29 protein-coding genes and 2 pseudogenes are annotated in these 24970 nt (G+C 48.4%); 19 read left to right on the top strand and 12 right to left on the bottom strand.

Going from position 1 to position 24970, the window contains the following annotated elements:
* Positions 1 to 102: 102 nt before the first annotated feature.
* From roxA to OGW16_RS03170, 8 genes and pseudogenes are all read right to left on the bottom strand, one after another.
* Positions 103 to 1224, bottom strand: a complete 1122-nt coding sequence (gene roxA / locus OGW16_RS03205) for a [50S ribosomal protein L16]-arginine 3-hydroxylase (protein WP_267440945.1) — start codon at positions 1222 to 1224, stop codon at positions 103 to 105.
* 92 nt (positions 1225 to 1316) lie between these two features.
* Positions 1317 to 2780, bottom strand: a complete 1464-nt coding sequence (phoQ, locus tag OGW16_RS03200; protein WP_043015991.1) for a two-component system sensor histidine kinase PhoQ — start codon at positions 2778 to 2780, stop codon at positions 1317 to 1319.
* Entirely contained in the window at positions 2780 to 3451 is a 672-nt protein-coding gene (gene phoP, locus OGW16_RS03195) for a two-component system response regulator PhoP (RefSeq protein ID WP_003846709.1), read from the bottom strand. The genes phoQ and phoP overlap by 1 nt, the downstream gene beginning before the upstream one ends.
* Positions 3452 to 3524: 73 nt before the next feature.
* Entirely contained in the window at positions 3525 to 4811 is a 1287-nt protein-coding gene (locus OGW16_RS03190) for a site-specific integrase (RefSeq protein ID WP_048235615.1), read from the bottom strand.
* The gene (gene xisR / locus OGW16_RS03185) at positions 4811 to 5026 is read right to left on the bottom strand and encodes an excisionase family protein (protein WP_003832298.1); all 216 of its coding nucleotides are present in this window, start codon (positions 5024 to 5026) and stop codon (positions 4811 to 4813) included. The genes OGW16_RS03190 and xisR overlap by 1 nt, the downstream gene beginning before the upstream one ends.
* 66 nt (positions 5027 to 5092) lie before the next feature.
* Complete coding sequence (locus OGW16_RS03180; RefSeq protein ID WP_286517848.1) at positions 5093 to 7564, bottom strand: 3'-5' exonuclease; 2472 nt, start codon at positions 7562 to 7564, stop codon at positions 5093 to 5095.
* A gap of 141 nt (positions 7565 to 7705) precedes the next feature.
* The gene (locus OGW16_RS03175) at positions 7706 to 8044 is read right to left on the bottom strand and encodes an RrF2 family transcriptional regulator (protein ID WP_225624057.1); all 339 of its coding nucleotides are present in this window, start codon (positions 8042 to 8044) and stop codon (positions 7706 to 7708) included.
* A 45-nt stretch (positions 8045 to 8089) separates the two neighbouring features.
* Positions 8090 to 8233, bottom strand: a pseudogene (locus tag OGW16_RS03170) (hypothetical protein); the annotation flags it as partial.
* Between the two features lie 84 nt (positions 8234 to 8317).
* Here OGW16_RS03170 and OGW16_RS03165 point away from each other — a divergent pair.
* Positions 8318 to 8632: a hypothetical protein gene (locus OGW16_RS03165; protein WP_071681809.1), complete on the top strand. Its 315-nt coding sequence runs from the start codon at positions 8318 to 8320 to the stop codon at positions 8630 to 8632.
* Positions 8633 to 9018: 386 nt separating this feature from the next.
* Here the strand turns inward: OGW16_RS03165 and OGW16_RS03160 are convergent, their stop codons facing one another.
* Positions 9019 to 9408, bottom strand: a complete 390-nt coding sequence (locus OGW16_RS03160) for a helix-turn-helix domain-containing protein (protein WP_032949520.1) — start codon at positions 9406 to 9408, stop codon at positions 9019 to 9021.
* Positions 9409 to 9509: 101 nt separating this feature from the next.
* Between OGW16_RS03160 and OGW16_RS03155 the strand changes: the two genes are divergently transcribed.
* The 9 genes from OGW16_RS03155 to arsC all read left to right on the top strand — a co-directional run bounded on the left by OGW16_RS03155 (position 9510) and on the right by arsC (position 16333).
* Complete coding sequence (locus OGW16_RS03155; RefSeq protein ID WP_096879056.1) at positions 9510 to 9725, top strand: transcriptional regulator; 216 nt, start codon at positions 9510 to 9512, stop codon at positions 9723 to 9725.
* A gap of 2 nt (positions 9726 to 9727) precedes the next feature.
* Positions 9728 to 10282, top strand: a complete 555-nt coding sequence (locus OGW16_RS03150) for a toxin YdaT family protein (protein WP_286517846.1) — start codon at positions 9728 to 9730, stop codon at positions 10280 to 10282.
* Positions 10283 to 10330: 48 nt separating this feature from the next.
* The gene (locus OGW16_RS03145) at positions 10331 to 11446 is read left to right on the top strand and encodes a DnaT-like ssDNA-binding domain-containing protein (RefSeq protein ID WP_286517837.1); all 1116 of its coding nucleotides are present in this window, start codon (positions 10331 to 10333) and stop codon (positions 11444 to 11446) included.
* Positions 11358 to 11903 (top strand): replication protein P, encoded by a 546-nt coding sequence (locus OGW16_RS03140; protein WP_286517909.1) that lies wholly within the window; start codon positions 11358 to 11360, stop codon positions 11901 to 11903. The genes OGW16_RS03145 and OGW16_RS03140 overlap by 89 nt, the downstream gene beginning before the upstream one ends.
* Positions 11904 to 12026: 123 nt before the next feature.
* The gene (gene arsR / locus OGW16_RS03135) at positions 12027 to 12380 is read left to right on the top strand and encodes an As(III)-sensing metalloregulatory transcriptional repressor ArsR (RefSeq protein ID WP_044700602.1); all 354 of its coding nucleotides are present in this window, start codon (positions 12027 to 12029) and stop codon (positions 12378 to 12380) included.
* A 47-nt stretch (positions 12381 to 12427) separates the two neighbouring features.
* Positions 12428 to 12790 carry an arsenite efflux transporter metallochaperone ArsD gene (gene arsD, locus OGW16_RS03130; protein WP_038641374.1) on the top strand — a complete coding sequence of 121 codons (363 nt, stop codon included), beginning with the start codon at positions 12428 to 12430 and terminating at the stop codon, positions 12788 to 12790.
* A 17-nt stretch (positions 12791 to 12807) separates the two neighbouring features.
* Positions 12808 to 14559 carry an arsenite efflux transporter ATPase subunit ArsA gene (gene arsA / locus OGW16_RS03125; protein ID WP_286517835.1) on the top strand — a complete coding sequence of 584 codons (1752 nt, stop codon included), beginning with the start codon at positions 12808 to 12810 and terminating at the stop codon, positions 14557 to 14559.
* Positions 14560 to 14605: 46 nt separating this feature from the next.
* Positions 14606 to 15895, top strand: a complete 1290-nt coding sequence (arsB, locus tag OGW16_RS03120) for an arsenite efflux transporter membrane subunit ArsB (RefSeq protein WP_286517834.1) — start codon at positions 14606 to 14608, stop codon at positions 15893 to 15895.
* A 12-nt stretch (positions 15896 to 15907) separates the two neighbouring features.
* The gene (arsC, locus tag OGW16_RS03115; protein ID WP_286517832.1) at positions 15908 to 16333 is read left to right on the top strand and encodes a glutaredoxin-dependent arsenate reductase; all 426 of its coding nucleotides are present in this window, start codon (positions 15908 to 15910) and stop codon (positions 16331 to 16333) included.
* Positions 16334 to 16399: 66 nt separating this feature from the next.
* Here the strand turns inward: arsC and OGW16_RS03110 are convergent, their stop codons facing one another.
* Positions 16400 to 16696 (bottom strand): ArsR/SmtB family transcription factor, encoded by a 297-nt coding sequence (locus OGW16_RS03110; protein ID WP_065554936.1) that lies wholly within the window; start codon positions 16694 to 16696, stop codon positions 16400 to 16402.
* 100 nt (positions 16697 to 16796) lie between these two features.
* Between OGW16_RS03110 and OGW16_RS03105 the strand changes: the two genes are divergently transcribed.
* The 8 genes and pseudogenes from OGW16_RS03105 to OGW16_RS03070 form a co-directional block, all read left to right on the top strand.
* The gene (locus OGW16_RS03105) at positions 16797 to 17888 is read left to right on the top strand and encodes a permease (RefSeq protein WP_286517828.1); all 1092 of its coding nucleotides are present in this window, start codon (positions 16797 to 16799) and stop codon (positions 17886 to 17888) included.
* Positions 17889 to 18174: 286 nt separating this feature from the next.
* Positions 18175 to 18408: a DinI family protein gene (locus OGW16_RS03100; RefSeq protein ID WP_044700595.1), complete on the top strand. Its 234-nt coding sequence runs from the start codon at positions 18175 to 18177 to the stop codon at positions 18406 to 18408.
* Positions 18409 to 18453: 45 nt separating this feature from the next.
* On the top strand, positions 18454 to 18699 hold the full coding sequence (locus OGW16_RS03095) for a hypothetical protein (protein ID WP_071681812.1): 246 nt from the start codon (positions 18454 to 18456) through the stop codon (positions 18697 to 18699).
* A 129-nt stretch (positions 18700 to 18828) separates the two neighbouring features.
* Positions 18829 to 19029: a hypothetical protein gene (locus tag OGW16_RS03090; protein WP_044700593.1), complete on the top strand. Its 201-nt coding sequence runs from the start codon at positions 18829 to 18831 to the stop codon at positions 19027 to 19029.
* A 2-nt stretch (positions 19030 to 19031) separates the two neighbouring features.
* Entirely contained in the window at positions 19032 to 19391 is a 360-nt protein-coding gene (locus OGW16_RS03085) for a RusA family crossover junction endodeoxyribonuclease (RefSeq protein WP_044700591.1), read from the top strand.
* Positions 19388 to 20428 (top strand): DUF968 domain-containing protein, encoded by a 1041-nt coding sequence (locus OGW16_RS03080; protein ID WP_286517826.1) that lies wholly within the window; start codon positions 19388 to 19390, stop codon positions 20426 to 20428. The genes OGW16_RS03085 and OGW16_RS03080 overlap by 4 nt, the downstream gene beginning before the upstream one ends.
* A 13-nt stretch (positions 20429 to 20441) precedes the next feature.
* The gene (locus OGW16_RS03075; protein WP_286517825.1) at positions 20442 to 21047 is read left to right on the top strand and encodes a hypothetical protein; all 606 of its coding nucleotides are present in this window, start codon (positions 20442 to 20444) and stop codon (positions 21045 to 21047) included.
* 1287 nt (positions 21048 to 22334) lie between these two features.
* Positions 22335 to 22473 (top strand): annotated as a pseudogene (locus OGW16_RS03070) (putative holin); the annotation flags it as partial.
* A 26-nt stretch (positions 22474 to 22499) separates the two neighbouring features.
* Here the strand turns inward: OGW16_RS03070 and OGW16_RS03065 are convergent.
* Entirely contained in the window at positions 22500 to 22712 is a 213-nt protein-coding gene (locus OGW16_RS03065; RefSeq protein ID WP_182260254.1) for a KTSC domain-containing protein, read from the bottom strand.
* 265 nt (positions 22713 to 22977) lie between these two features.
* Positions 22978 to 23412 carry a universal stress protein UspF gene (uspF, locus tag OGW16_RS03060; protein ID WP_182260255.1) on the bottom strand — a complete coding sequence of 145 codons (435 nt, stop codon included), beginning with the start codon at positions 23410 to 23412 and terminating at the stop codon, positions 22978 to 22980.
* A gap of 430 nt (positions 23413 to 23842) precedes the next feature.
* Here uspF and OGW16_RS03055 point away from each other — a divergent pair.
* A protein-coding gene (locus tag OGW16_RS03055; RefSeq protein ID WP_218710987.1) for an IS3 family transposase occupies positions 23843 to 24954 on the top strand; the annotation gives its coding sequence in 2 pieces (ribosomal slippage) (positions 23843 to 24104 and positions 24104 to 24954; 1113 coding nt in all).
* The last annotated feature ends 16 nt before the right edge of the window (positions 24955 to 24970 follow it).

Below are 24970 nucleotides of genomic sequence, written 5' to 3'. Positions count from 1 at the left end.
ATTTCTCGGTAGATGCCGGATGGCGCTTGGCCATCCGGCCTGGAATATTGCTCTCCAGTAGGCCTGATAAGACGCGTAGCGTCGCATCAGGCACTGTCCGCATTATCCTTCGAAGAACCAGTACCCGCTGTTGACCAGCGCGGCAAGCATGGCAAGGAAAGACGGATCTTCCAGCGCATCCTCAAAGTTCTCAGCTGTCAGCACAATATGGCTGGCCAGCGCTTCCAGGGCAGGACGATGCGGCGAATCAATTTTCTCACCGTTGGCGTAGACGTCGTCGCCAATACGCAATACGCGCAACCCACCCAGACGCACTAATACATCCCCTTGCTTCAGGGCATCGTAAATTTCGTCTGGCTGATAGGGTGGCTCAGGCGGAGCAATATCCAGCTCATGACGAGACTGAGAGATAAACTCGCCAAACCACTGCTGGAAATGTTCCGGCTGATTAATCAGACCGAGCATCATTTCGCGCAGCTTGTCCATCTCCTGCGGCAGAACGTCAGCCGGGTGATCGCGCGGCGGCAGGTCAGGATCGCTGTAATACGAGCTGCCCAATTCACGTTGCAAAACGTAATCGGCGAATCCGCTGATCAGCTCGCGAGTGTTTGGCGCGCGAAAACCGACCGAATAGTTCATCGCATTTTCCAGCGCATAGCCTTCGTGCGGGAATCCTGGTGGAATATACAGGATATCGCCGGGTTCCAGCTCTTCATCAATGATGGCTTCAAACGGGTCGACCTGCAGCAGGTCCGGATGAGGGCAGTGCTGCTTCAACTGCAGTTTTTCGCCCACGCGCCAGCGACGACGTCCGGTTCCCTGAATGATAAACACATCGTACTGATCCAGGTGTGGGCCAACGCCGCCGCCAGGTACGGAGAAGGAGATCATCAGATCGTCGATGCGCCAGTCCGGCAGTTCGCGAAACGGGCGCATCAGCGCGGCGGTTGGCTCATGCCAGTGATTGACCGCCTGCACTAACAATGACCAGTTGTTCTCGCCGAGATGATCATAGCTTTCGAACGGACCGTGGCTCACCTGCCATTTACCGTCCTGGTGGCTGACGAGTCGGCTGTCGACTTCGCTTTCCATTGCCAGTCCAGCCAGTTCGTCAGGAGAGAGTGGATCAATAAAGTTGTTAAACCCGCGTTTTAAGACCACCGGGCGTTTCTGCCAGTGACGTTCAAGAAAATCGGGCCAGTTAAGTGTGAGTTGGTATTCCATAATGAGCATCCCGCAGGCTGGTATCTGCAACCGATTATAACGGATACTTAACCTCAAGCGTGAAGTCAGTACATATTTATTACATGCGACGATTACTCGTCTTTCTGACCCGGCTGCTGACGGCCAAAAATAACTTCCATACGCGCGCCACCCAGCAGACTGTCGCCTGCAATAATCTGTCCGTCATACTGCTCGGTGATTTCTCTCGCCACCGCCAGGCCGACGCCTTGTCCGGGACGTAGCGTATCTACGCGTTGTCCACGGTCAAACACCACTTCCCGTTTGCTTTGCGGAATACCGGGGCCATCATCTTCAACCAGAATATGCAGTTGATCCTCGGACAGTTGCGCTGAAATCTCGACAAACTCCAGACAGTATTTACAGGCGTTATCCAGCACGTTACCCATTACTTCGACAAAGTCGTTCTGCTCGCCCACAAAACTGATTTCGGGTGAGATATCGAGATTAATGTTAACGCCTTTACGCTGATACACTTTATTCAGTGCCGAGGTGAGTTTATCCAGTAACGGCGCGACCGGATGCAGTTCGCGGCTGAGCAGGGCGCTGCTGCCACGCATACTGGCGCGATGCAGGTAATAGCCTATCTGCTGCGAAATACGGCTGATTTGTTCCAGCATAATGGGTTCTGCATCGCTCACGTTCATTTTTTCATTACGCATTGAGCGGAGCGTGCTTTGCAAAACTGCCAGCGGTGTTTTCAGGCTGTGGGTGAGGTCCGTTAACGTGGTGCGGTATTTGTCGTAGCGCTCGCGTTCGCTTTTTAAAAGCCGATTAAGATTGCGGACCAGGCTGGTCAGTTCGCGCGTCGTGGCGGGGTTTAGCATCTCACGATGATGTTCCTCAAGTTCACGGACTTCACGCGCCAGCGATTCAATAGGTCGTAGGCTCCACCAGGCGGCCACCCATAACAGCGGAATGACCAGCAACAGATTGGCGACCAGCACATAAATAAACCAGCTCCAGACCATATACGAGCGTTTTAGCTCAATAGGAATGGTATCGACAACCACAATAGTCAGTTGCGGCATTCTGGCGGTGGCGGGATAGACGTTCACTGCTACCGAGTGGGTCATTTCGGCATCGTCGTCATCTTCTCTGACTTCTTTCAACTGTTGCTGAGCAGAGTGATCTTCGCCCAGTAAGGTGCTGGTGGCGTCTACATTGGCTTCAATTTCATGAAAGCCGTTCGTTTTTAGCCAGTCCGGTTGGATACTTTGCGTCAGCCAGGGAACATTGCGCTGCGCCCACAACAACTCACCACTTTCGTTATAGATCAGTGACATTGTTGGGCTTTGCATATCGAGATTCTCAGGCAGCTCGATGTTTATCTTGCCGTTCTCCCACTTTGCCAGGGTATAGAACAGATTACTTTCTCCCCGTAGCAGGCGGAATGTTGTCTTATCAAAGCTGACGCTATAGCCCACCAGGGCAACCATGCCGTAGGCCAGCGAAAGCACCAACACCACGCCTGCGGTTGCCAGTAAAAAGCGCAACCGCAGCGATAATGGAAAAAAATGACGCAATAATTTATTCATTAGCGCAGTTCAAAAAGATATCCCTGGCCACGCACGGTGGTGATGACATCATCCGGGTATTGCGCCTGAATTTTTTTACGCAAACGGCCCATCAAAACATCAATGGTGTGACTTTCACGCAGCTCGGCATCCGGATAAAGCTGCAGCATGAGCGAATCTTTACTCACCACTTTGCCATTATTACGGATGAGCGTTTCCATAATGGTGTATTCAAACGCCGTGAGCTTGATAACTTCATCATTGACGGATAACTCGCGGCGAGAGAGGTCCACCTGAAAAGGCGGAAGGGAGATAATTTGCGATGCCAGACCGCTGTTGCGACGCATCAGTGCCTGCATGCGCGCAGCCACTTCTTCAATGTGAAACGGTTTGGTGACGTAATCATCAGCGCCGGCGCTGAGTACTTCCACCTTGTCCTGCCAGCCCTCACGCGCGGTTAACACCAGAATCGGCAGCGAAACTTCATTACTGCGCCAGCGGCGGATCAAGGATAAACCGTCTTCATCGGGGAGTCCTAAATCAACGATCGCGATATCCGGCAAATGTTCATTCAGATAATAGTCCGCTTCCTTCGCATCTTCTGCATCATCCACCTGATGCCCTAAATCCTGTAACTGAACCTTGAGGTGGTGGCGTAATAAAGCATTATCCTCGACGACCAATACGCGCATCATCTTTTCTCCCTAAAATAACGGTATGAATAGTGTAACGCTGATTATGTGGATTGAAAGCAGCGCTATGAAATTAAATAACTTTTCTCATGCTCCCTTGCCCGTGGGGGCGTCCTGGGGGCAATGCCGTTGGCATCTGATTGTTCAGCATGTTGACCTGATCCTGGTTCATATCGCCAATCCACTTGGAGTAAACCTCGTACACCATGCGCGCATCTTCATGTCCCATCTGACTCGCTATGAATGACGGGTTCGCTCCGGCCATCAACGTCCAGCATGCGTAGGTATGCCGTGACTGATAAGGATTCCTTTCGCGGATATTGGCAAGTTTAGTGCCTCGCTTCCAGCCATAGGCAATCGAGTTCTTGGAGAAGTAACTGCCTTTCCTGGACGAATATGCTGTCGGTGAAAAAACGAAGCGAAGAGATTGCTGCTCAGTTTTTCCGATCTCCCGATGGTGAAATCGAATTTCTTGCTTCGGATTAGCGCCGGTGATTTCGTATTGTTCCTTTAGTGCATCCAGCGCAGGTTTAAGCAACGTTATCGTCCTTATTCCGGCATCTGTCTTAGGGGGGACAAATACTCGCTTATTCGTCAAACTTCTGGATACGTGGATTTCACCTTTTACCAAATCAATGTCTTCCCATGCCAGGGCGCATATCTCGCCCGGCCTCATCCCCGTATGTACGGCAACAATAATGATTAATGCCTGGCTACGGGGAAGGGCGGCTATCAGAGCCTGGTACTCATGAAGTAAAAGTGGGTCGGGATCATTTTTAGATAACTTGAGTCGCGACACTCCTTCATAAGGAGCATGCAATATAAACTGGCTTCGGTTTGCGAGCTTAAGCATTTCTGATAAAACTGCCATCTGTTTATTGACTGTTGAGGGCGCGCGGCCCTGCCTGGTCAGATTCGGCATTGCCGGGTTAATAATTGTCCCGGTCAATAACTCCTTTCGGTAATGCAAAATATCGGCATGCTCAATATCTACCAGACGGGTATTTTCTCCGATTACACGCAGTAACGTATTTACGACCGAAGTAAGCGATAGCAGTGTTGCGCCAGATACCTCTAAGGCTTTGGTGTCTGTAAAAAAATCACTCAGTTCTTTAAACGTGGTGATTTTTTTGGTTGTGATGAACTTCTTAAGCGCTTTGGATTCCGGGAAACGTTCCGCATAGTCGAACTTACCGAGCTGTATTTCGCTTGTTATGAGCGCGCGAAGATTTCCAGCTTTTTTGATGTTGCTGCTGTTCACCGTCCATCCGCGAAGGACTTCGCGGCAACGTTTGCCGCGATAGGTAAATGTGATCCGTATTTTTCCATTATGCAGCTCAACGCCGGTTGGAAAGTCCATCATGCTTCCTGTACTAATTGGTTAATCTTTGGATAGTTGTACCAAAGCAGACCTTTAGAATTGTCAGTTTCCCCGAGAGCTGTCAGATGTTTGAAATGCACGCCTTCGATCCACAAATTCAACCGATAACTTTTAATTTGTCTTTCCGACAAGCCGGTCTTTTCTGTTAGTCGCGCTTCAACCATCCACTCTTCGCTGAAAATGAGTTGCGACATACATAACTCCGATGCCGCCAGCCACAACAGTACATGCTGCAGCTGGCTGTAAGTGAAAACCTAAAATCAGTTTTTTGTTAGGCGCTGCCAGATTACAGATACGTATTTGACCTGATGCCGGGCGTCAGAAAGCGCATTGTGCATGTCGCCTTCAAAGGGGATGTCGAAACGCGGGTTGATACCGACAGATTTACCCAGTTCAACCATGGTCCTTACGTCCCTGTCATTCCAGAACGGAACAGCAAAAGGAGTTTCTGTTAATGCATATGCGCGGCGGAGAATGACGTTATCAAACGAGCATCCATTACCCCACAGCTGAACAGTGTGACTGCCGTTAGCAGCATTTTCAGCAATAAAGTCAGCCAGTAGTTCAAGGGTTTCACGCAGCCCCATGGCCTCATCAACCAGAATTGCAGAGCGGGCTTCAGATGATTGTTTCAACCACCACTGAATTGTTGACGCATCCGGTTTCATGCCAAACGACATCGATGATTCAAGACTGACAACCTGGTAAAATTCGGCACCAGTGTTACCAGTTGAAGGATCAAAATATACGGCGCCGATAGAGACTATTGGTGCATCAGGACCGCTGCCCATAGTTTCCAAATCAACCATCAGGTGAGTATAAAAAGCGTTCAGGTGATCCGTATCTATATGGTGAACGGGGTCATTATTCAGGGAAGCTGGAGGCTCACCAGTTGCATCAGTGCTTTCAACTGGCAAAGCTGCTGCTTCGCCCTGAGGCACATCAGGATTGGCTTTGATTTCGCTGTTGTCAGTTTTTTCCATCTGCACATCGCTGGTGGTTTCCTCGGTATTGGCTTGATGTAATTTTTCTTCGACGGCGCGCTGGCGTACTTGGTCTACGACAGAAAGCGCTGGCGCCGGCTGGTTACCCATCAGGCCATCAATGGAGAAAACACCGTTGCCCATGTTGGCGATTTCTGGTTGCTCGGTTATTGCCTTCTGTTCAGCTGTGGACTTCTCTTTAATCTCGTTTTCCCAGCTTTTTTCTGGTACGTGACCGGCTGCCGCCAGGGTTTCTTCAGTTGGGTGCTGGTGGTCGGTTTCAGTCAGGTTTTTGTTGATGTAACGGCTCAGCAGTTCCGGGAAATGGTGAGTGTTTTCTTCTGCACTACGAATAAGCGCGAAAATAGCGGCGCGGGAATAATCCAGAATGCCAGCGCGTTTGCGCAGGGCGGCGGACCACTCTTTGAACGGGCTTTCGTTTTTAGAAATGATCTCTTTTGCACGACGGAAAACGCCACCAGGAATATCGTAGATGTTGAAATCCATTGGAAGTGTGGCCAGCGCAATATCAATGTCCAGAGTGTCCAGCGTGTGGACAAGTTCCGGGTTGCGATCGGTCCCATTGCCGCCGCCAGCGTTGGTTCCGGAGTCAGTGCGCTGAATCTGCGACACGCGATTGCCTTTACACCACTCTTTAACCAGCAGCCCACGGTCAATGTGTTCAGTGTTGAACCAGGCCTTAAAGAACTGAATAACGGTGACCAGATCAACTCGTTTTCCATCAACCGGAAAAACGGTTTTCAGCGCGCTGACGATCTTCCAGATATCGATCTCTGGCGCTTTCCTGAATGGTTCTACATTCTCGGCGGCAAGCAGCAGGTTCTGCACATAGCTGTTATCTACATCCAGCTCGAGTTCCTGAATGGTTTTCTTCTGCTCAGTATCAATATGGTAAGCATATTCTTCAGAAATAAACTGAGCTAAGAGGCGCTGGCGTAGCGGCAGAGTCGCAACGGTAATAAGCTCTGGCGTTACAGGTGGAGTGGCATGTTCATCACCCGCAACTCGTGCTTTCTTATCATTAACCCACTCCTGAACGGTAAGAGCCCGCTTTTCTGGTTCTTCAATCCATTCGGAAATAAATTGCTCAAATGAAGCAACGGTATAGACCTGCTCACGGTCAAAGACTTCTTTTATTGCATTTGCCAGCTTCCACTCAACATGAGCAGAAAGTTCTTTCACCGACGGCACATTCGCAACGGCCAGTAACAGGTTTTGTACATAGAGATCATTTTCGTCCAGTACCATTTGCCCGATCTGGACGTGCCGTGCTTCACTGATTTCCTTCTCTTCACCGTCATTTAACAGGTGCGCAATCAGCCGCTGAGACAGGCGCAGGCGAGATATGGGGCGGAGCAATGCTGGCGCATCGCTGGTGGGTACATTGGCACTGGAGGTTTCAGGTTTTTGCTGGCTGGAAGCCTCCAGATTTTCATTATCCGGCTTCTGTTTCAGTTGCCACGTTTGCTGGTCTTCTGCCAGTTCGTAACGATCGCACCATGTGTCATCAAGTGTGCTTTCCTCAGGAAGATCGTCAACAACAAACCAGTTGGTGCGGACAGGTAATTGATAGTCGGCGCCACGACCGACGGCAATATCGTTGTCTTCGAGAATATTGAGGATTTCGCGTTCTGCACGGGAATCTGATTTCGCAGAGAACCAGCAAAACAGGTTTTTTGCCTCAGTTGCTTTCGCTTTGGCTTTAATAAGATACGCATACGTTAACATTGCGTTCGGGCTCCATAGGATTGTAAGATACCCGGCAGCTGATGATCGCCGCCTAAGGTAGTGGTTATTGGTCAAAACTCGTTCCGGAAAGCTTTGGTCGGCTGACCGGGTACTTAACCCGCCTTGCGCGGGTTTTGTGCTTTATGGGGTAGGGGATTTTCCCTGCGCCAGCTGTGCGACGGGGACCCACTCCAGAGCATTCAGCACGGGCTCAAATGAATCAGGCGTGTGAGTAACGGCGCGAACGACGTCAGCCACGCTGGGGTTTGCTTTGCTAAGGTGGTACCCGCCACCAGCGCCACGCTGGCTGGTGACGATTTCACTTCTGCGCAGCTTCGAGAAAATCTGCTCGAGGTAAGACACAGACAGCTTTGATTCTTTACTGATAGATGCGACGGAAACAGGGCTGCCGTTGTAAATCCTGTTGAGGATGGCAACCACCTGAACAGATGCCACCACACGTTTCATTCCAAATTCCATAGTCACTTCCTTACTGATGCTGGCAACAGCCATTGGTCAAACTCGTTATGAACGAACTGCAGTCTGTTGGTCGGCAGACGGGTCGCCCTTCTGGGCGAGCATGTAGCAAATCAGTCGAATGATTACTTCAATGCGATTTAGATGTACGGCCTGACACCGCACTGGTTTACGCGCAAAATCAATCATTTTGGTTTCCTTGTTTTACCGGTCATTTCTCCATTTCAGGCTCGGTGGTAAGCTGGTATTTCCCATCTAGCCAGCAAGGACATAAAAATGGCCGCTCGACCAATAAGTGTTTTTTGGTTTAAGAACCGCGCACAGTATGATTCCTGTAAAGAAGTTCTGACCGATTCGTGGGTATTACCTGATGACTATCGGGACTGGCTCATCCGTTTCAATCAAATGATTGAGCGTTACGAACGTAGCGGTATCCAAGTTATTAAAATAGAGATAGAGCCCAACGAGTTCTCCGTTTGGTGCCTCTCCAATGGCTGTGAAATAAGCACCAAGAGCTGCAACGATTTCGCTGTTTTCCATGGCAGTAGCTATGCGATCCGCGACAGAGAACTTGATAGGGGATATGACTAAGCAAACCTTGCCTCCAACTTTAGTTATTTCGATCCTCATAATGTTTCCCTCAACATTCTGTCCCTGTGTCCAGTAACAGTGATACAGGGGGGTTCTTCATTTAGCCTTATCGCTGGCAAGCGGAACGGTACTGACTGCTGCGCATTAATGTTCGCCATCTCATCCGGTGATTCGTATGCCGCCGGCAGCTACTTCGTGGGCGTCCTGCCTTGATGACGTTTTCGACAAAATGATTAAATCATTGGTTTAATGTTTGTGTCAATCGAGAATTGATATCAAGGCAAACATTTGCTTTATCAGTCGTGGAAAACTAAAGGGAGGGAAGTTCTGACAAAAGGGCGAAAAAAAACCGGCAAACGCCGGTTTCAATGGATGGGAATAAAATCTTAGTTCACGTCGTTAGCCTTAAAACGACCACGAAGATATTTCTCAACATAATCATCAATTTCCTTTAACCGCAGTGCAAAGGTATCGATCATTCGCTCTTGCTCTGCCTCTGGTAGCTGCCTAAATAAGTTAAGCATTTTGCTCTCGTTAGGCTTGAGGCCTGAATCTTCTGATACTTTCTCACCTAACAACCAAGTAACGGACACGTTGGCGGCTTCCGCAATTGCTATGGCGGACTTCTTACTGATAACTCCCTTCTTAAACCACCCATTCACAGCTTGAGGCGTAACTCCTGCAATGCGAGCCATATCAGCTTTGCTGATCCCTCTTTGAGTAATTTCTTCTAAGCGGGCTACCAGTTGGTTATTGAGATCGTCAGTGTTTTTCATACACCCATTGTAAATGTTTGGTTTATAGTCACAATAAATTTAAAGTTTGCAATTAATATAAACCTATGGTTTATTACTCCCAATTCATAAAGGAGATAGTTATGACAGCCATTGATAATGCAATTCGAGTAGCTGGCTCAGCCAATAAATTAGCTTGCACGATTGGTGTAAGCGGAATGGCAGTAAGTCAGTGGAAAGCAAAAGGTACTGTTCCTTCATCACGGGTTCTTCAAGTCTTTAGCGCTACAGGGGTTACCCCCCACGAACTTAGACCCGACTTATACCCAAATCCAACGGATGGATTACCTAAGGAGTGAACATGCAAACCATCTCTTTTAAAAACCATACCCCGACGATGGTGAGAATTCAGAAAACAAAAAATCAGTTTTCTGTTTGTCGCCGGGATTGGATGAAGTGCAAAAAAATCTGGGTTGCCGTTCGTGAATGGGAATCGACCTTACCAGGACAGGCACAGGAACGGATCGCTCAGCTGGTGGCTGAAGAGTGGGCCAAAACAGATGGCCGCGGAATTGCTGTTAATAAACAGAATTTATTCCGGTATTTGAAAAATGAAGGGGGGTCAGAAAAGTACACGACTTACGTAATGCAGCTGTCAGGTTCAATTATTGCCGTTATGCCAGTTCAGATTGCCAGGAAGCACGGGTTAAGTAATGCGAGCACAGAAGCAGAGTTGGTGGCAAGCGCTATCAAAGAATGCAGTGAGGCACACCAGGCGAAATTAATCGGTGCTCCGTTACAGAAACTGGAGAAGGAAATTTGTGAAGCGGCAATCGCATTGTTCAACATGTTACCTGCTGACGCGGCGGGACCACTACTGGCGAGTATAAGCGCCGTAGCGCCGCAATTGTTTTAATCGAGTTTTGACCAATGACCATTATTACTGCAACTCGCGGGGTGAAGTATGCCTAATCCTTTGGCTAAGGCCATGCCTAAGAGTAAGGCCAGTAACGAGCCTTACCGTAAGGTGAAGATCACCATGTGGGATGATCCTAAGTTTCGAGCCTTATCACCACTCCCGCCAAGTGGGCAGAGTCTGTTTATTTACCTGCTTACAGGTCCATTCACAGGGATTATTCCCGGGCTGTATAAGGCGGGAAGGGCGGCTATGGCCGAAGAATTAAACTGGGATGTCGAAGCCTTCGACTTAGCCTTAGGCGAAGCCATAGCATTAGGTATGGTGGAAGCCGATCTTAAAGCCAGAGTTTTTTGGTTGCCTAATGCGGTGAAACATAACCCGCCAGCATCAGTGAATGTGATCAAATCCTGGGCAAGATCGTTTGAATTACTGCCTGAATGTTCACTGAAAGATAAAGCATATAAAGCTCTCAAAGCCGCCTGCTACGGGGTTTCTGGCGCTATGGGGACGGCTTTTGATAAGGCTTTCGCTTTGCCTAAGGATAAGGCTAAGTCTTTGGCTAAACCTTTGCCATCAGGTATCCAGAAAGCAGTTAGCAGTAAACAGATCTTAACCCCCTCTCTTAGCGCGGGCGCGATGAATAATTCGAATGGCGAGGAACTACCATCCCCGGCCATGCCCCGATATCTGGACGGTGTTGATGAACCGATCGGGAAATTCAGCATGGCAGATAGCTGGCTTCCCTCCAGAGACTTCAGACAGCGTGCCGCATCGTGGGGTATCTCCCTGCCTGAACCAGATTACCTTCTGACTGAACTCGCGGAATTCACCGCGTACTGGGAGTCGGAAGGGAAAGTTTTTACGCAAATCCAGTGGGAACAAAAATTTGCCCGACATGTAGCCCGGGTGAGAACGCAGGTAAAACCAGAAACCGGAGGTAACAGTCATGTGGGAGCAGGATCAGAACCAACAGCATCCCGGGCAGTTCAGCAAATTCAGTCAGCCCACGCAGAGTGGCGCCGCAGGAATGGACTTGATGGCGACGGAAACAGCCTGGCGTCTGTGGCAGGTCATGGGGGAGGTGTATTCGAACCGATGGACCCAGAAGAACGGGGCGGAGCCTTCGCCTATCTGGATAGCCCAGATAGGTTCAATGACTGAACAGCAAATTAGACTGGTCTGTCAGCTGTGCATGGAGCGCTGCGCGATGGGAAATACATGGCCGCCTGACCTGGCTGAGTTTGTTTCTCTGGTTTCAGAGAGTGGGGCGAATCCATTCGGACTGAAATCGGAGCAGGTTATGACGGAATACCGGCGCTGGCGCAATGAGTCATATCGGTATTCAGGAAGCGATAAATATCCATGGCCTCAGCCCGTGCTGTATCACATCTGCATTGAAATGCGGAGAACGGGCGTAGAACGACAAATGACAGAGGGGGAGCTGAAACGACTGGCAGAAAAGTTACTCACGAAGTGGTCGAAGCATGTTGGTAATGGACTAAGTGTCCCACCAATTCGACGTCAACTGGAAGCGCCGCGCCATCCGGCAGGACCAACGCCAGCACAATTACTGATAGATGAATACAGGCGTCGAAAAGCGGCAGGATTAACAAATTGAATAATGAACAATCAGTAAATCTGATATTAAAACCACATAGCCATCACATTCGAATTTTCGAATGTGATGGTTGACGACACTCAACTATTGCAGGAAACTACGGAGAGAATTCAGGAGACTAAAATGGCTGAACTAACTTCTCTACAACTCTTCAAAAACCTTTCCGATGAAACTCGGCTGGGCATCGTGTTGCTGCTTAGAGAAATGGGAGAGCTATGCGTGTGCGATCTCTGTACGGCGCTGGATCAGTCGCAGCCCAAGATCTCCCGTCATCTGGCAATGCTCCGGGAAAGTGGATTATTACTGGATCGCAAGCAGGGCAAGTGGGTTCACTACCGCTTATCTCCGCATATTCCGTCATGGGCTGCTCAGGTAATTGAGCAGGCTTGGTTAAGCCAACAGGACGACGTACAGGCCATCGCCCGTAAGCTGGCATCGGCAAACTGCTCTGGTAGCGGTAAGGCTGTTTGCATCTAAAAAATTTGCCTGAACATATATGATTTTTCGAATGTGAGGTATTCAGAATGAAGACGTTAACGGTGTTTGACCCGGCAATGTGCTGCAGTACCGGCGTATGTGGCTCAGATGTCGATCAGGTTCTGGTTGATTTCTCTGCTGATGTGCAGTGGCTGAAAGGACGTGGCGTACAGGTTGAACGTTATAACCTGGCGCAGCAGCCCATGAGCTTTGTTCATAATGAGAAAGCGAAAGTATTCCTCGAAGCATCTGGAGCAGAAGGGCTTCCGCTACTGCTGTTGGACGGTGAAACGGTGATGGCTGGGCGATACCCAAAACGCGCTGAGCTGGCTCGCTGGTTCGGTATTCCGCTGGAGAAGGTAGGGTTAGCTCCCACCAGCTGCTGTGGTGGTAATACTTCCTGTTGCTGAATATGTCAGGAGGACATATGAAATTCTTAGAGAATATCCCGCCTTACCTGTTTTTTACTGGCAAGGGTGGCGTAGGAAAAACGTCCATTTCCTGCGCGACGGCTATCCGCCTTGCCGAACAAGGTAAGCGGGTTTTGCTGGTCAGTACAGATCCAGCCTCCAATGTCGGTCAGGTATTCGACCAGGCTATCGGTAACACCATTCGCTCTGTGACAGCAGTTACTGGACTTTCCGCTCTGGAGATTGACCCTCAGGAAGCCGCCCAACAATACCGCTCCAGAATCGTTGATCCTATCAAAGGTCTTCTGCCTGAAGACGTTGTTAACAGTATCAGCGAGCAGCTTTCAGGAGCCTGTACGACTGAGATTGCGGCGTTTGATGAGTTCACCGGCTTATTGACAGACGCTTCCCTGCTGACCCGCTTCGATCACATCATTTTTGATACAGCGCCGACGGGCCACACGATTCGCCTTCTCCAGCTTCCCGGTGCCTGGAGTAGTTTCATTGAAAGTAATCCGGATGGTGCTTCCTGTCTTGGCCCAATGGCCGGGCTGGAAAAGCAGCGTGAGCAGTATGCTCATGCGGTAGAGGCGTTGTCCGATCCTGAACGTACCCGCCTGGTTCTGGTTGCACGACTGCAAAAATCTACGCTGCAGGAAGTAGCCCGCACCCATGAAGAACTGGCCGCAATTGGCCTGAAAAACCAGTACCTGGTTATTAATGGTGTGCTGCCTAAAGCCGAAGCTGAACATGACGCGCTGGCTGCTGCGATATGGCAACGGGAGCAGGAAGCACTGGCAAATCTTCCTGCTGGTTTATCTGAGCTACCGAGAGATACCTTATTACTCCAGCCAGTAAATATGGTTGGTGTGTCTGCGTTGAAGGGGCTGTTGGATACCCGTTCTGATGCATTACCGCTCCCGGTAACGAACGTCCTGTACACGCCTGAAAACTTATCGCTCTCTGACCTGGTCGATGATATCGCCCGCAGTGAACATGGCCTGATTATGTTGATGGGCAAAGGTGGCGTAGGGAAAACCACGATGGCTGCTGCCATCGCCGTAAGGCTGGCAGACATGGGATATGACGTGCATCTCACCACCTCTGATCCCGCTGCGCACCTGAGTACAACGCTGAACGGCAGCCTCAAAAACCTGCAGGTCAGCCGCATCAACCCTCACGATGAAACCGAACGCTATCGCCAGCATGTTCTTGAGACGAAGGGAAAAGATCTGGACGAAGCAGGGAAACGGCTATTGGAAGAAGATTTACGTTCTCCCTGTACTGAAGAAATTGCCGTGTTCCAGGCTTTTTCCCGAGTGATTCGTGAAGCAGGTAAGCGGTTTGTTGTCATGGATACAGCTCCCACAGGGCACACGCTGTTGTTGCTGGATGCTACAGGGGCTTACCACCGAGAGATTGCCAAAAAAATGGGGGATAAAGGTCATTTTACTACCCCAATGATGCAGCTTCAGGACCCGGAACGAACCAAAGTTCTGCTGGTCACTCTGCCTGAAACCACACCGGTACTGGAAGCGGCAAGCCTACAGGCTGACCTTGAAAGAGCGGGGATTCATCCATGGGGCTGGATTATCAATAACAGCCTTTCCATCGCGGATACGCGTTCTCCGTTGCTTTGCCAGCGCGCTCAGCAGGAACAGCCTCAGATTGAGGCTGTTAAGAATCAGCACGCTGACCGTATAGCGCTCGTTCCGGTACTGGCTTCTGAGCCAACAGGTATTGAAAAACTCAAAGAGTTGGCGAGTTAATTTTTTGTTTATACAGGGCGGCAGCTCCGCCCTGTCAGGAGGGTGTATGTTACTGGCAGGCGCTATTTTTGTCCTGACCATTGTCTTGGTTATCTGGCAACCGAAAGGATTAGGGATCGGCTGGAGTGCAATGCTGGGCGCGGGCCTGGCTTTGATTTCTGGCGTTGTGCATATAGGCGATATTCCGGTGGTGTGGAATATCGTCTGGAACGCGACAGCGACCTTTATTGCGGTGATTATCATCAGCCTGCTGCTCGATGAATCAGGCTTTTTCGAATGGGCGGCATTGCATGTTTCACGCTGGGGTAACGGTCGTGGCCGTTTGCTCTTTACCTATATCGTCCTGCTCGGCGCAGCGGTGGCGGCACTGTTTGCCAACGATGGTGCGGCACTTATTTTGACACCAATCGTTATTGCTATGCTGCTGGCATTAGGATTCAGCAAAGGTACCACGCTGGCATTCGTCATGGCAGCCGGGTTTATTGCCGATACTGCCAGCCTGCCGCTTATCGTGTCGAACCTGGTGAATATTGTTTCGGCGGACTTCTTTGGTCTGGGATTCACCGAATATGCATCGGTGATGGTACCGGTCGATATCGCCGCCATTATTGCCACACTAATTATGCTGCATCTGTTTTTCCGCAAGGACATCCCGCCAACTTACGATCTGGCCCTCCTAAAGAAACCAGCAGAAGCAATAAAAGATCCGGCTACATTCCGCACTGGTTGGATAGTTCTGATTCTCCTGCTTGTTGGTTTCTTCGTCCTCGAGCCGCTCGGTATTCCCGTTAGTGCGATTGCAGCGGTTGGGGCGATAATTCTGTTTGCAGTGGCGAAACGAGGCCATGCCATTAACACTGGTAAAGTGCTACATGGTGCACCCTGGCAGATCGTCATCTTCTCATTGGGGATGTACCTGGTGGTTTACGGTCTGCGCAATGCAGGGCTAACCGAATATCTTTCAGGTGTTCTGAACGTGCTGGCTGATAAAGGACTCTGGGCCGCGACGCTGGGTACTGGCTTCCTGACGGCTTTCCTGTCTTCCATCATGAACAACATGCCTACCGTGCTGGTTGGCGCTCTTTCTATTGATGGCAGTACCGCAACCGGCGTCATCAAAGAGGCGATGATTTATGCCAACGTGATTGGCTGCGATCTGGGGCCGAAAATCACACCTATTGGTAGCCTGGCAACGCTGCTCTGGCTACATGTACTTTCACAGAAGAATATGACCATCACGTGGGGATACTATTTCCGCACCGGGATTATCATGACTCTGCCTGTGCTGTTTGTAACGCTGGCAGCGCTGGCGCTACGTCTCTCTTTCACTTTGTAATGAGATACTGATATGAGCAACATCACCATTTATCACAATCCTGCCTGCGGCACGTCGCGTAACACGCTTGAGATGATCCGCAACAGCGGTAATGAGCCGACCGTGATTCTTTACCTCGAAACTCCACCTTCACGTGATGAGCTGGTCAAACTCATTGCTGATATGGGTATTTCCGTCCGGGCTTTGCTGCGTAAGAACGTCGATCCGTATGAGGAACTGGGTCTTGCAGAAGATAAATTTACTGACGATCAATTAATAGATTTTATGTTGCAACATCCGATCCTGATTAACCGTCCGATTGTAGTGACTCCACTAGGTACTAAACTATGTCGTCCTTCCGAGGTGGTACTGGATATCCTTCCAGATGCTCAGAAAGCAGCTTTCGCCAAGGAAGACGGTGAAAAAGTTGTTGATGATTCAGGTAAAAGACTGAAATAGCCTACAAAAGAGCCGCCTATAATTGGGTGGCTCCTTTATCAAATGAAAACAATGGAATGCTTCAATTTAATTCTTTAGGCTGTTGATGCAACATTCTTCGCGTAGAAAATCAATAATCGACTCTAACTTGTCATATTGAGAAACGCAGATTAAGGAGCGGCTTTCGCGATTTTGTTTAACCAGTCCTACAGAAACTAGAGCGGAGATATGATGGCTCAGTGTTGAAGCAGGAATCGCAAGTTGTTTTTGTAGATCGCCTACAGGTAAACCTTGCTCACCGGCTTTAACAAGGTGTTTGAATATAAACAAACGTGTCGGATGGCCTAGCTCTTTCATAGCTTTGGCGACTTCTTCTAGCTGCATGGTGCCTTCCTCATTCAGTAACATTTCGATAATACCAGAAATATGTTGCTCTCACACATATAGTTCGAATATTCTAGAAATGTAGTTTATTGGAGGTTTTATGAATAGCTTGATTTCTATGTTTACTAGCGCAGCAGAGATGTTCCTGTTTCTGGCTGTCGAGTTGTCAGTCCTTTTTTTTCTGATTAGTGCAGGTGTTAGCCTTATCAGACAAAAGATACCCGACCAAAAGATTCAAAAAATGTTAGGTGCGAAAAAGGGGAAAGGGTACATTCTTGCATCGTTGTTAGGAGCTGTAACACCGTTTTGCAGTTGCTCTACAATTCCCATGTTACGCGGGCTCTTATCAGCAAAAGCAGGCTTTGGTCCAACACTTACATTCTTGTTTGTTTCGCCTCTGCTTAACCCGATAATCATTGGTCTGATGTGGGTTACTTTTGGTTGGAAAGTGACTCTGCTATACGCTGTTATAGCAGCTACAGTTTCTGTACTGGCAAGTATTTTGTTAGATGTGCTTGGTTTTGACAGGCATATTGTCGAAACATCCAAATCCTTGGCTAGCTGTTGTGGTGTTAGCAGTGGAAAAACTCCTGAAACTAAACTACAGAGTGTTTCAGCTTGCTGTTCTGTATCAAATCAACAGGACATAGGGGCTAATAGTTGTTCTAAACCACAAGAAACGTTTAAGAGTTTCTCAGCATTTCGGGGCACAAATTGTGAATTGAGCTGCGAGACGGGCCAAACAAATAAACAATTCTTCCCGAAAAGTGTAGTAAGAGAGCCTGGTGCGATACGACTGGCATTTCAGGATGCCTGGACTCAATTTAAAGATGTATTACCTTATCTGATGTTAGGTATTGTTATAGGGTCGTTTATCTACGGTTTTATACCTGCAGAGTGGATTGCTGCTCATGCTGGGAATGATAATCCGTTTGCGATTCCACTAAGTGCAATTATTGGAATACCGTTGTATATACGTGCTGAGGCAGTAATTCCGTTGGCATCAGTCTTGATGGATAAAGGCATGGGAACGGGAGCAGTAATGGCTCTGATTATTGGTAGCGCAGGAGCTAGTCTGACGGAAGTAATACTGCTTAAATCAATGTTCAAAACACCCTTGATTGCTGCATTTCTGACCGTTATTTTGGGCATGGCGATTATTATGGGATACCTGACACAGTTGTTATTTTGATTGGGTATGTTAGACAGAACCTGAAAAAGTTGCAGGGGGAGACGAGCATATGAAAGTTGCGCAATCAATCCCAATCAAAGCAGTTATCCAAATTTAAGGACGTTGATATCTCAATACTTACAATGGTGTCAAAACAACAAGTCCTCATTGGATTGAACCCGCTTCGGCGGGTTTTTTTTGCATCTCATTTATAGGCTAAGGTTAACAATTTGTGCTCTTAAGTCATTGATCATTTCAATGTATCGGTGTACTGTACAAATATACAGTATATGCAGTGGAGGCTAATATGAAAGTTGAACTCACCATTGATCGTACTAAAGAACTTCCAAAGGGAGCAGTGCCGGCGCTGGAGAAAGAGTTACTTAAAAGGTTGGGTAATCAGTATGAGAACTGCAGCCTGAGCATACGTCGTACAGGCTCTGATGGCTTAAGTGTTCTTGGTGGTGACAAGGAAGATAAAAAGAAAATAGAGACTATCCTCCAGGAAACCTGGGAAAGTGCTGACGACTGGTTTTATTAATTATTTTGGGTGTTACTTTTATCCCGTTTGCATGGGGGAGTTTAAGTGAAAGAAAAATTAGGATTGCCCAAAAAAGGCTACGCAGTCATCAGATGTCACGATGGAGTCATCGTTGCCAGGCTGCAATCATTTCCTGAGTGTGAGCGCGCCCTGATGTACCGTCGCGGTAGCATGGTGTCTTTCATGCCTCTTCAGGATAATGAAATTATTGGTACACCTACGTTGTTTACCCAGATGCTGGAAAGGGCTGGTTATCGCGTTACCCAAAAATCTGTTACACTCCCGTCATAGGCCTGAACAACCTATACCTGCTGCGCCACAGGAGAAAAGCCCCATGGCGCAAGATCAATTCAAGCAATCCCTCATACTGACGTTAACCAACGCCAGCGATTTTCTTTTTGCCGCATCCAGAGGTGCGTTATGAAGAAAAGCTGGTTTCAACATACACAACTCACCACTGAGCAGGCTGACGAACTGGAAGCCAGCTATAAAGCAAAGCAGATTAAGACCGAGCGTAGTCTGGATAATGACTTTATTCACTGGACGATCAGCGCGTTCTTGCCGGAAGCATCTAAGCCTCCTCGCCAGGACAGAACCTGGCAACAGCGGATCTGGAGGTGAATGTGAAAGTCTACGATATCACCCCAATGGGCAAGCCCCGAATGACGCGCGCTGACAAATGGAAAAAGCGTCCTGAGGTTCTGCGTTACCGGGCTTTCTGTGATGAAGTTCGTCTGCAGGGTGTTGAGCTGCCGGAAAGCGGTTCGCATGTCACCTTCATGCTTCCGATGCCAGCGAGCTGGAGCAAAAAGAAACGGGCTGAGTTAAACGGTAAACCACACCAGGCTAAACCCGATTTCGACAACATGATGAAAGCGCTGATGGATGCCATTTACGAAGATGACGCTCACATCTGGGATTCACGCGTCACTAAATTATGGGGAGAGAAGGGACAAATAATTATCGGGGAGATAGCAGAATGAGGGCGCTGCTGAAGCCGGTGGTTGCGCGTGAGCTTGGAATTGTGCTGCTCAAACCGGGCAGTGAGCTGATGTCATTATTCAGTTGTGAACGTGTGCTGGTGGAAAGCCAGCCGGCAAGCATGGAAAGGTTGCCTGCTGGCCGTGTTCCTGACGTTCGCCAGCCACTTGCCAGTGACGACTCCCTGAAGCCGTTCTTCCTGGATGAAAAAGTTATTAAGGCTGCTGGTGATTTGAGTGGCCTTGATTACTGGCTTCTGCGTTATGGCGGTAGCTGCTGCCAGTGGCCACACAGCGATTACCATTATCACGAGCTAACCACTCTGCGTCATGAACCTGGATCGGTTCTCCTGTGTGGACATTGTGATAACCATTTGCGTGACCACTACAGCGAACAACTTTCAGAGCTGGCGAGACGTAATGTTGTTAACTGGATTATTAACAGCATCATGGTGGCGCTGAATATGGATTCTTCCAGAGAGTTGTCGCTAGCGGAGCTTTGCTGGTGGGCTGTTCGTATGGGGATTACCGACGTAATTCCCGAATCAGTAGCCAGCCGGGCGCTCCGTATTCCTTCGGAAGAACATCAGTCAGTCATGCGTGAATGCGATATCAAACCGGGTGTAACCGCCACCAGCATCATTACAGCTAAAGCCAGCACAATACCCGTGAACTTGCCACCAGCGCAGGTACCTGCGGTTAAGCCCATAGTTGGTGTTCTGGTCGATCCTGAGTCCCCGCAAACCTATATGAAACGTCCAAAGCGGGTCCGCTGGACGGCCCCCAGGTATCTGGAATGGATTAAAACACAACCCTGCGAATCCTGCGGTAAATCATCAGATGACCCACACCATTTAATTGGCTGGGGGCAGGGAGGTATGGCAACGAAGGCGCATGATATTTTCGCGATCCCTTTGTGTCGCCAGTGCCATACAGAACTACATAACGACCCGGTGAAGTTTGAGCAAAAACATGTACCTCAGCCGGTAATGATTATCAGAGTGCTGGACCGGGCTTATGGGCTCGGTGTTCTGGCGTAAGGAGAAGAACAGGATGACACCACGTCAACGCCGCAATCATCTGGAAGCGCTGGGTAAAGCGGCTTCTGCTCCACGCAAAAGCTGGCTGGGTAAATGTATTCTCCTTACAGGGATCCAGTCCGGATGGATTAAATCCCTGCTCACTACATGGGGTGATGGTGTGGGTGGAAAAATAGCACCACGTATGCCGCGAGGACACGCGTGCTGGAATGTACTTAAGGGACGGAACTGGTCAGATAAGGCGTTAGAGCGCTTCACCGCGGCGTTGAACCAGGCTCGAGAAGAGGGATTCCGTGGGCAGCAGGCAATGAACAGGGCGCACAGCATTCTCTGGCCCCAGTCACCTGCCAGTGTGATTGATGAAGCCCTGCATAATGATGATGTCGATTTTGTTGAGCAATGTGTACTGCAGGCGCTGGATATTAACGATCCGGTTTATGTTGTTGGTCTTCAGTATTACACCACACGAAAAAAAATCTCAGATATAACCCGGGAACTGCAGGCGATTGCGCCCTGGCTGACACAAGAAAAGGCCAGAGAGCGAGTGAAGTGGTGTTTACAGATTTTCAGAGCAAAGGTGTACCTGTCAGCGAAAGCACTATTGGAAAGCGAGGAATAACGTTTTTGCTTTTTTGTGCTGTTTTTTTGTGTCTGGTATTGAAAACTACCCAGAAAGTTAGATAATCCATTCATGCTTGGCAGAGCTGCGCCACGATGGCAGCGACGAAAAGCGAACAATTTGAATATAACGAAGACCCCGCCAGCGCGGGGTTTTTGCTTTCCGGCGATACGACAGGGGTATTCGCGAGGTGCATTGCACCAGTACCCCTGTCATATCGTCGATCTAATCTTCCACAAATATAAAGCCTCGCAACTAAGTGGAGCCTTTTCATTTCAGTGACTTGAATGTTCTGAAAGTGCTCACATTATTTGAATGGACTGCGCGAACTATGTATTATCCTGCTCCCGGCCCTTAAGCTCAGTTGGTTAGAGCGTGCGACTCATAATCGCCCGGTCGCGGGTTCAAGTCCAGCAAGAGCCACCAACCGCCACTAGCTCATCGGGAAGAGCGACAACATAATGTTTTAGTACGAGGTTCGAGACCCCGGTGGCGGACCAGACCAAACATCCCAGCCAGCCGGCGGGTATAGTGTTAATCTTTTATGAGTGACAGCGCTTGGTAGGTATTGATTCTGTTATCAACATTAGACAGCGTAAACCAAAAACATGATAAACATGATAAACATGAAGGTTGATGCCAGGGCTTTAAGTCCAGTGCTCCAGTCATGAAGGCTATATTGCTTTTTCAATAAATACTCCCATGAATAGTTTGTTGCACCCAGGTCATGCCGCCTTTCTGTGTAGATTTTCGCAAATCCCCTGTTCATGCCCAGGAGTAGTATTGAATCGTGGCGAATCTCATCTCAGCGAGAGTCGTCCAATCATAGCCTCTGATGCTTCACGCACTATGCTGTGATTCCCCGCTGGGCGTTCCAGTTGATTCTATATTATAACCTTTACAAATAAAGTAAGACCATTAATGCGACCAGAAGCAAAGCAACCGTGGTGAATGCAAGCACATTCCTTAATCGCTCTCTTCGAGCCGCTTTCACAAAAGGGGTAGCTACGAGGCAGTGTGAACATATCAGAGATTGTGGGGCGATAAGTTATCCACAAAAAGGGCAGGGTTTGGTTATCATTTGTACTAATTGAATTTTAAGAACGTACTCTCATTTAAACACACTTATCGAGTTATTTTAATAAAGTCTCTGATTTTTCAGACATGCTCATCAATTTCAGGCTCACGGGGAATCATCCGCTACGTGCTTTGTTGATAAATCAAGCTCATGAAGGCTGAAGCTACTTCCCCTCGTTTTGAGAGAACTTACAGCGAAGAGGGAGGCTAATGTCCGATCATGTTCCCGGCACGACTGCTGCTGGTGACCTGATGGATGCTGGCGTGTTTGACCTTGTAAATGGTATTGATTATGGCGTGGTATTTGGCTCATTTTTGCTACAGTTTTTATGTGGCGACAGCGGCAAATAACTAACGCAGAATCATAGTACTGAATTATCCAATTTTTCGGCAAAGATATTTATCCTTGATCACGCCATCAAAGAAACGCCCTTTAGATTTTGCCTTCAGAAAGGCGTTGTAAGTTTTTGCTGAAACACTAACGTACTGGTAGGTTCCATACTTAATAAACTCTATCTCCAGAATTTTCTCTGAAGGAAAGTAACCTATGGATTTTATTTTCGAAGATTTAACTATCTGGTGGAACATTTTACCTCCTTATCTTTTACTGTAATCCGCTTCTGATAGTACACCCTGTAAACAGTTTTAGGGATAATTACATCGATATCATGTCATTTTTTATGACGCGAGACTCTTGGAAAGGTTCGCTATCCGGATGGTGAACTCCCCTGAGGGCAGAGTATCTGATCAGGTTTAATTGTTGTTAGCTAATTGGTTAATCCAGGAGCGGAGAGCTTAAACGTTGTTTCAGGTGAACTATCTGTTAAGCCCGCGACGCACGGGCTTAAGTTTGCTACCGAACCACCAGAACAGGGCAATTTGCGTGCCGAACAACTGCGGCGGCAGTAGAACCTAAGAGATAGGTTGTGATATCCGGTCGATGTGAGGCGATAATAATTAAATCAGCGTCTATAGCTTTAGCGAGCTCAAGTATTTTGTCTTTTGGGGAACCCGAGACTGCGTGTGTTTGTATTTTTTCCAGAGGAATTTTGAATTGCTTTACAATTTCATCCAGCTTTAATAATGCAGCATGTTGAAATTCTTTTATTTTTGGCATTTCGGCTGTATATGCCACACCGAATGATGAGTAATAGGGTAGTGTAGGAACTACAGTTAACAAGTGAACCCTGGCTGTGTTCAATACGGAATGCACCTGAACATAGGGTATGATTTGACGCGTCAAATCGGCTTCAGAAACATCAATTGGTACTAAAATTGAATTGTACACTTTAGTCCTCCTGTTTTTTGTTCGGATTTGATTTTAGTCTCGTGGTTGAAAAGAAATGTGTCTTGGCGGGCAAATTTTGTGAATTGGTACTTTTATACTATTTGGCATATCGCTCTAATGAATTCAGAGGACTGGATTTTCCTGTGCTGGTAAATAATCCAGATAATCTCAATTTTGTTGTGGTGAACAGTTTTTATTTCGCGTCCGAGAGAAATACCCGCTAAGTGCTTTGTTGATAAATCCAGCCTGTGAAACCTACCCATTTAAAAAACACAGTGCCATCCGAATTATCGGAGGTGAGGTTATGACCAGAATGAGCACCATTTACAGCAGACTTTCATATGGTTCAGGTGTAAGTATCCCGCATAATCGTGCCATTCACATTTAGAGCTCATCCGGCATAATCAATCTGCCAACGAAGGAGAGCGCTATGCGTAAAGCCCGTTTTACTGAGCATCAGATCATCGCTGTGATTAAGTCGGTTGAAGCCGGACGAACCGTTAAAGATGTCTGCCGGGAGGCCGGTATCTCTGAAGCCACCTACTACAACTGGAAATCCAGATACGGCGGCATGGAGGCTTCTGATATTAAAAAGATCAAGGATCTTGAGGACGAGAATCGGCGTCTCAAACAGATGTTTGCCGACCTGAGCCTTGAGAACCGGGCGCTGAAAGACGTTATCGAAAAAAAGCTTTAAAACCAGCCTTTAAGCGTGAGCTGGTCACTCATCTGATAACGACATTTGGACTCAGTATCCGTCAGGCCTGCCGGAGTCTGAACCTGAGCAGAACGGTTTACCATTACCGTCCGGATACCACGCGTGACGAACCTGTTATTGTCGCGTTGCAGGCAGTGGCAGAGCGATACCCACGATACGGTTTTCCAAAACTTTTCCAGGTTCTGCGGCGGCAGGGATACCCGTGGAATCACAAAAGGATCCATCGTATTTATTGTCTGCTGAAGCTGAATTTTCGCCGTAAAGGCAAACAACGGTTGCCGGTGCGTAATCCCTCGCCACTGGCCACACCGGAAGCGCTGAACCAGAGCTGGTCTGTCGATTTTATGCATGATGCTCTGGTCTGTGGCCGTCGTTTTCGCACGTTCAATGTCGTTGATGACTTTAACCGTGAGGCATTGTCGATTGAAATCGATCTGAATCTGCCAGCTTTGCGCGTGGTCCGTGTACTCGACAGGATTGCGGCAAATCGCGGCTATCCGGTCATGCTACGCATGGATAATGGTCCGGAATTTATCTCTCTGGCACTGGCTGAATGGGCAGAGCAACATGCAGTAAAACTGGAATTTATTCAGCCGGGTAAGCCGACGCAGAACGCTTTTATTGAGCGCTTTAACCGGACATACCGTACAGAAATACTCGATTTTTATCTGTTCAGAACGCTGAGTGAAGTGCGGGAAATTACGGAGAAATGGTTGTCAGAATATAACTGTGAACGCCCGCATGAATCACTGAACAATATGACACCGGAGGAATACCGACAGCACCATTATTTGGCCGGGATCTCAAAAAATGCATGGAACTAAAACGGGTCTATTTACA

The organism is Citrobacter sp. Ce104 (assembly GCF_030334595.1).
Lineage (GTDB): Bacteria > Pseudomonadota > Gammaproteobacteria > Enterobacterales > Enterobacteriaceae > Citrobacter > Citrobacter europaeus.
This window is presented reverse-complemented; position numbering and strand designations above follow the sequence as displayed.

Bases quoted from the DNA above. Each gene is read 5' to 3' on its own strand.
- roxA (WP_267440945.1), bottom strand. From the start codon at position 1,224: ATGGAATACCAACTCACACTTAACTGGCCCGATTTTCTTGAACGTCAC.
- phoQ (WP_043015991.1), bottom strand. From the start codon at position 2,780: ATGAATAAATTATTGCGTCATTTTTTTCCATTATCGCTGCGGTTGCGC.
- phoP (WP_003846709.1), bottom strand. From the start codon at position 3,451: ATGCGCGTATTGGTCGTCGAGGATAATGCTTTATTACGCCACCACCTC.
- OGW16_RS03190 (WP_048235615.1), bottom strand. From the start codon at position 4,811: ATGGACTTTCCAACCGGCGTTGAGCTGCATAATGGAAAAATACGGATC.
- xisR (WP_003832298.1), bottom strand. From the start codon at position 5,026: ATGTCGCAACTCATTTTCAGCGAAGAGTGGATGGTTGAAGCGCGACTA.
- OGW16_RS03180 (WP_286517848.1), bottom strand. From the start codon at position 7,564: ATGTTAACGTATGCGTATCTTATTAAAGCCAAAGCGAAAGCAACTGAG.
- OGW16_RS03175 (WP_225624057.1), bottom strand. From the start codon at position 8,044: ATGGAATTTGGAATGAAACGTGTGGTGGCATCTGTTCAGGTGGTTGCC.
- OGW16_RS03165 (WP_071681809.1), top strand. From the start codon at position 8,318: ATGGCCGCTCGACCAATAAGTGTTTTTTGGTTTAAGAACCGCGCACAG.
- OGW16_RS03160 (WP_032949520.1), bottom strand. From the start codon at position 9,408: ATGAAAAACACTGACGATCTCAATAACCAACTGGTAGCCCGCTTAGAA.
- OGW16_RS03155 (WP_096879056.1), top strand. From the start codon at position 9,510: ATGACAGCCATTGATAATGCAATTCGAGTAGCTGGCTCAGCCAATAAA.
- OGW16_RS03150 (WP_286517846.1), top strand. From the start codon at position 9,728: ATGCAAACCATCTCTTTTAAAAACCATACCCCGACGATGGTGAGAATT.
- OGW16_RS03145 (WP_286517837.1), top strand. From the start codon at position 10,331: ATGCCTAATCCTTTGGCTAAGGCCATGCCTAAGAGTAAGGCCAGTAAC.
- OGW16_RS03140 (WP_286517909.1), top strand. From the start codon at position 11,358: ATGGGGGAGGTGTATTCGAACCGATGGACCCAGAAGAACGGGGCGGAG.
- arsR (WP_044700602.1), top strand. From the start codon at position 12,027: ATGGCTGAACTAACTTCTCTACAACTCTTCAAAAACCTTTCCGATGAA.
- arsD (WP_038641374.1), top strand. From the start codon at position 12,428: ATGAAGACGTTAACGGTGTTTGACCCGGCAATGTGCTGCAGTACCGGC.
- arsA (WP_286517835.1), top strand. From the start codon at position 12,808: ATGAAATTCTTAGAGAATATCCCGCCTTACCTGTTTTTTACTGGCAAG.
- arsB (WP_286517834.1), top strand. From the start codon at position 14,606: ATGTTACTGGCAGGCGCTATTTTTGTCCTGACCATTGTCTTGGTTATC.
- arsC (WP_286517832.1), top strand. From the start codon at position 15,908: ATGAGCAACATCACCATTTATCACAATCCTGCCTGCGGCACGTCGCGT.
- OGW16_RS03110 (WP_065554936.1), bottom strand. From the start codon at position 16,696: ATGCAGCTAGAAGAAGTCGCCAAAGCTATGAAAGAGCTAGGCCATCCG.
- OGW16_RS03105 (WP_286517828.1), top strand. From the start codon at position 16,797: ATGAATAGCTTGATTTCTATGTTTACTAGCGCAGCAGAGATGTTCCTG.
- OGW16_RS03100 (WP_044700595.1), top strand. From the start codon at position 18,175: ATGAAAGTTGAACTCACCATTGATCGTACTAAAGAACTTCCAAAGGGA.
- OGW16_RS03090 (WP_044700593.1), top strand. From the start codon at position 18,829: ATGAAGAAAAGCTGGTTTCAACATACACAACTCACCACTGAGCAGGCT.
- OGW16_RS03080 (WP_286517826.1), top strand. From the start codon at position 19,388: ATGAGGGCGCTGCTGAAGCCGGTGGTTGCGCGTGAGCTTGGAATTGTG.
- OGW16_RS03075 (WP_286517825.1), top strand. From the start codon at position 20,442: ATGACACCACGTCAACGCCGCAATCATCTGGAAGCGCTGGGTAAAGCG.
- OGW16_RS03065 (WP_182260254.1), bottom strand. From the start codon at position 22,712: ATGTTCCACCAGATAGTTAAATCTTCGAAAATAAAATCCATAGGTTAC.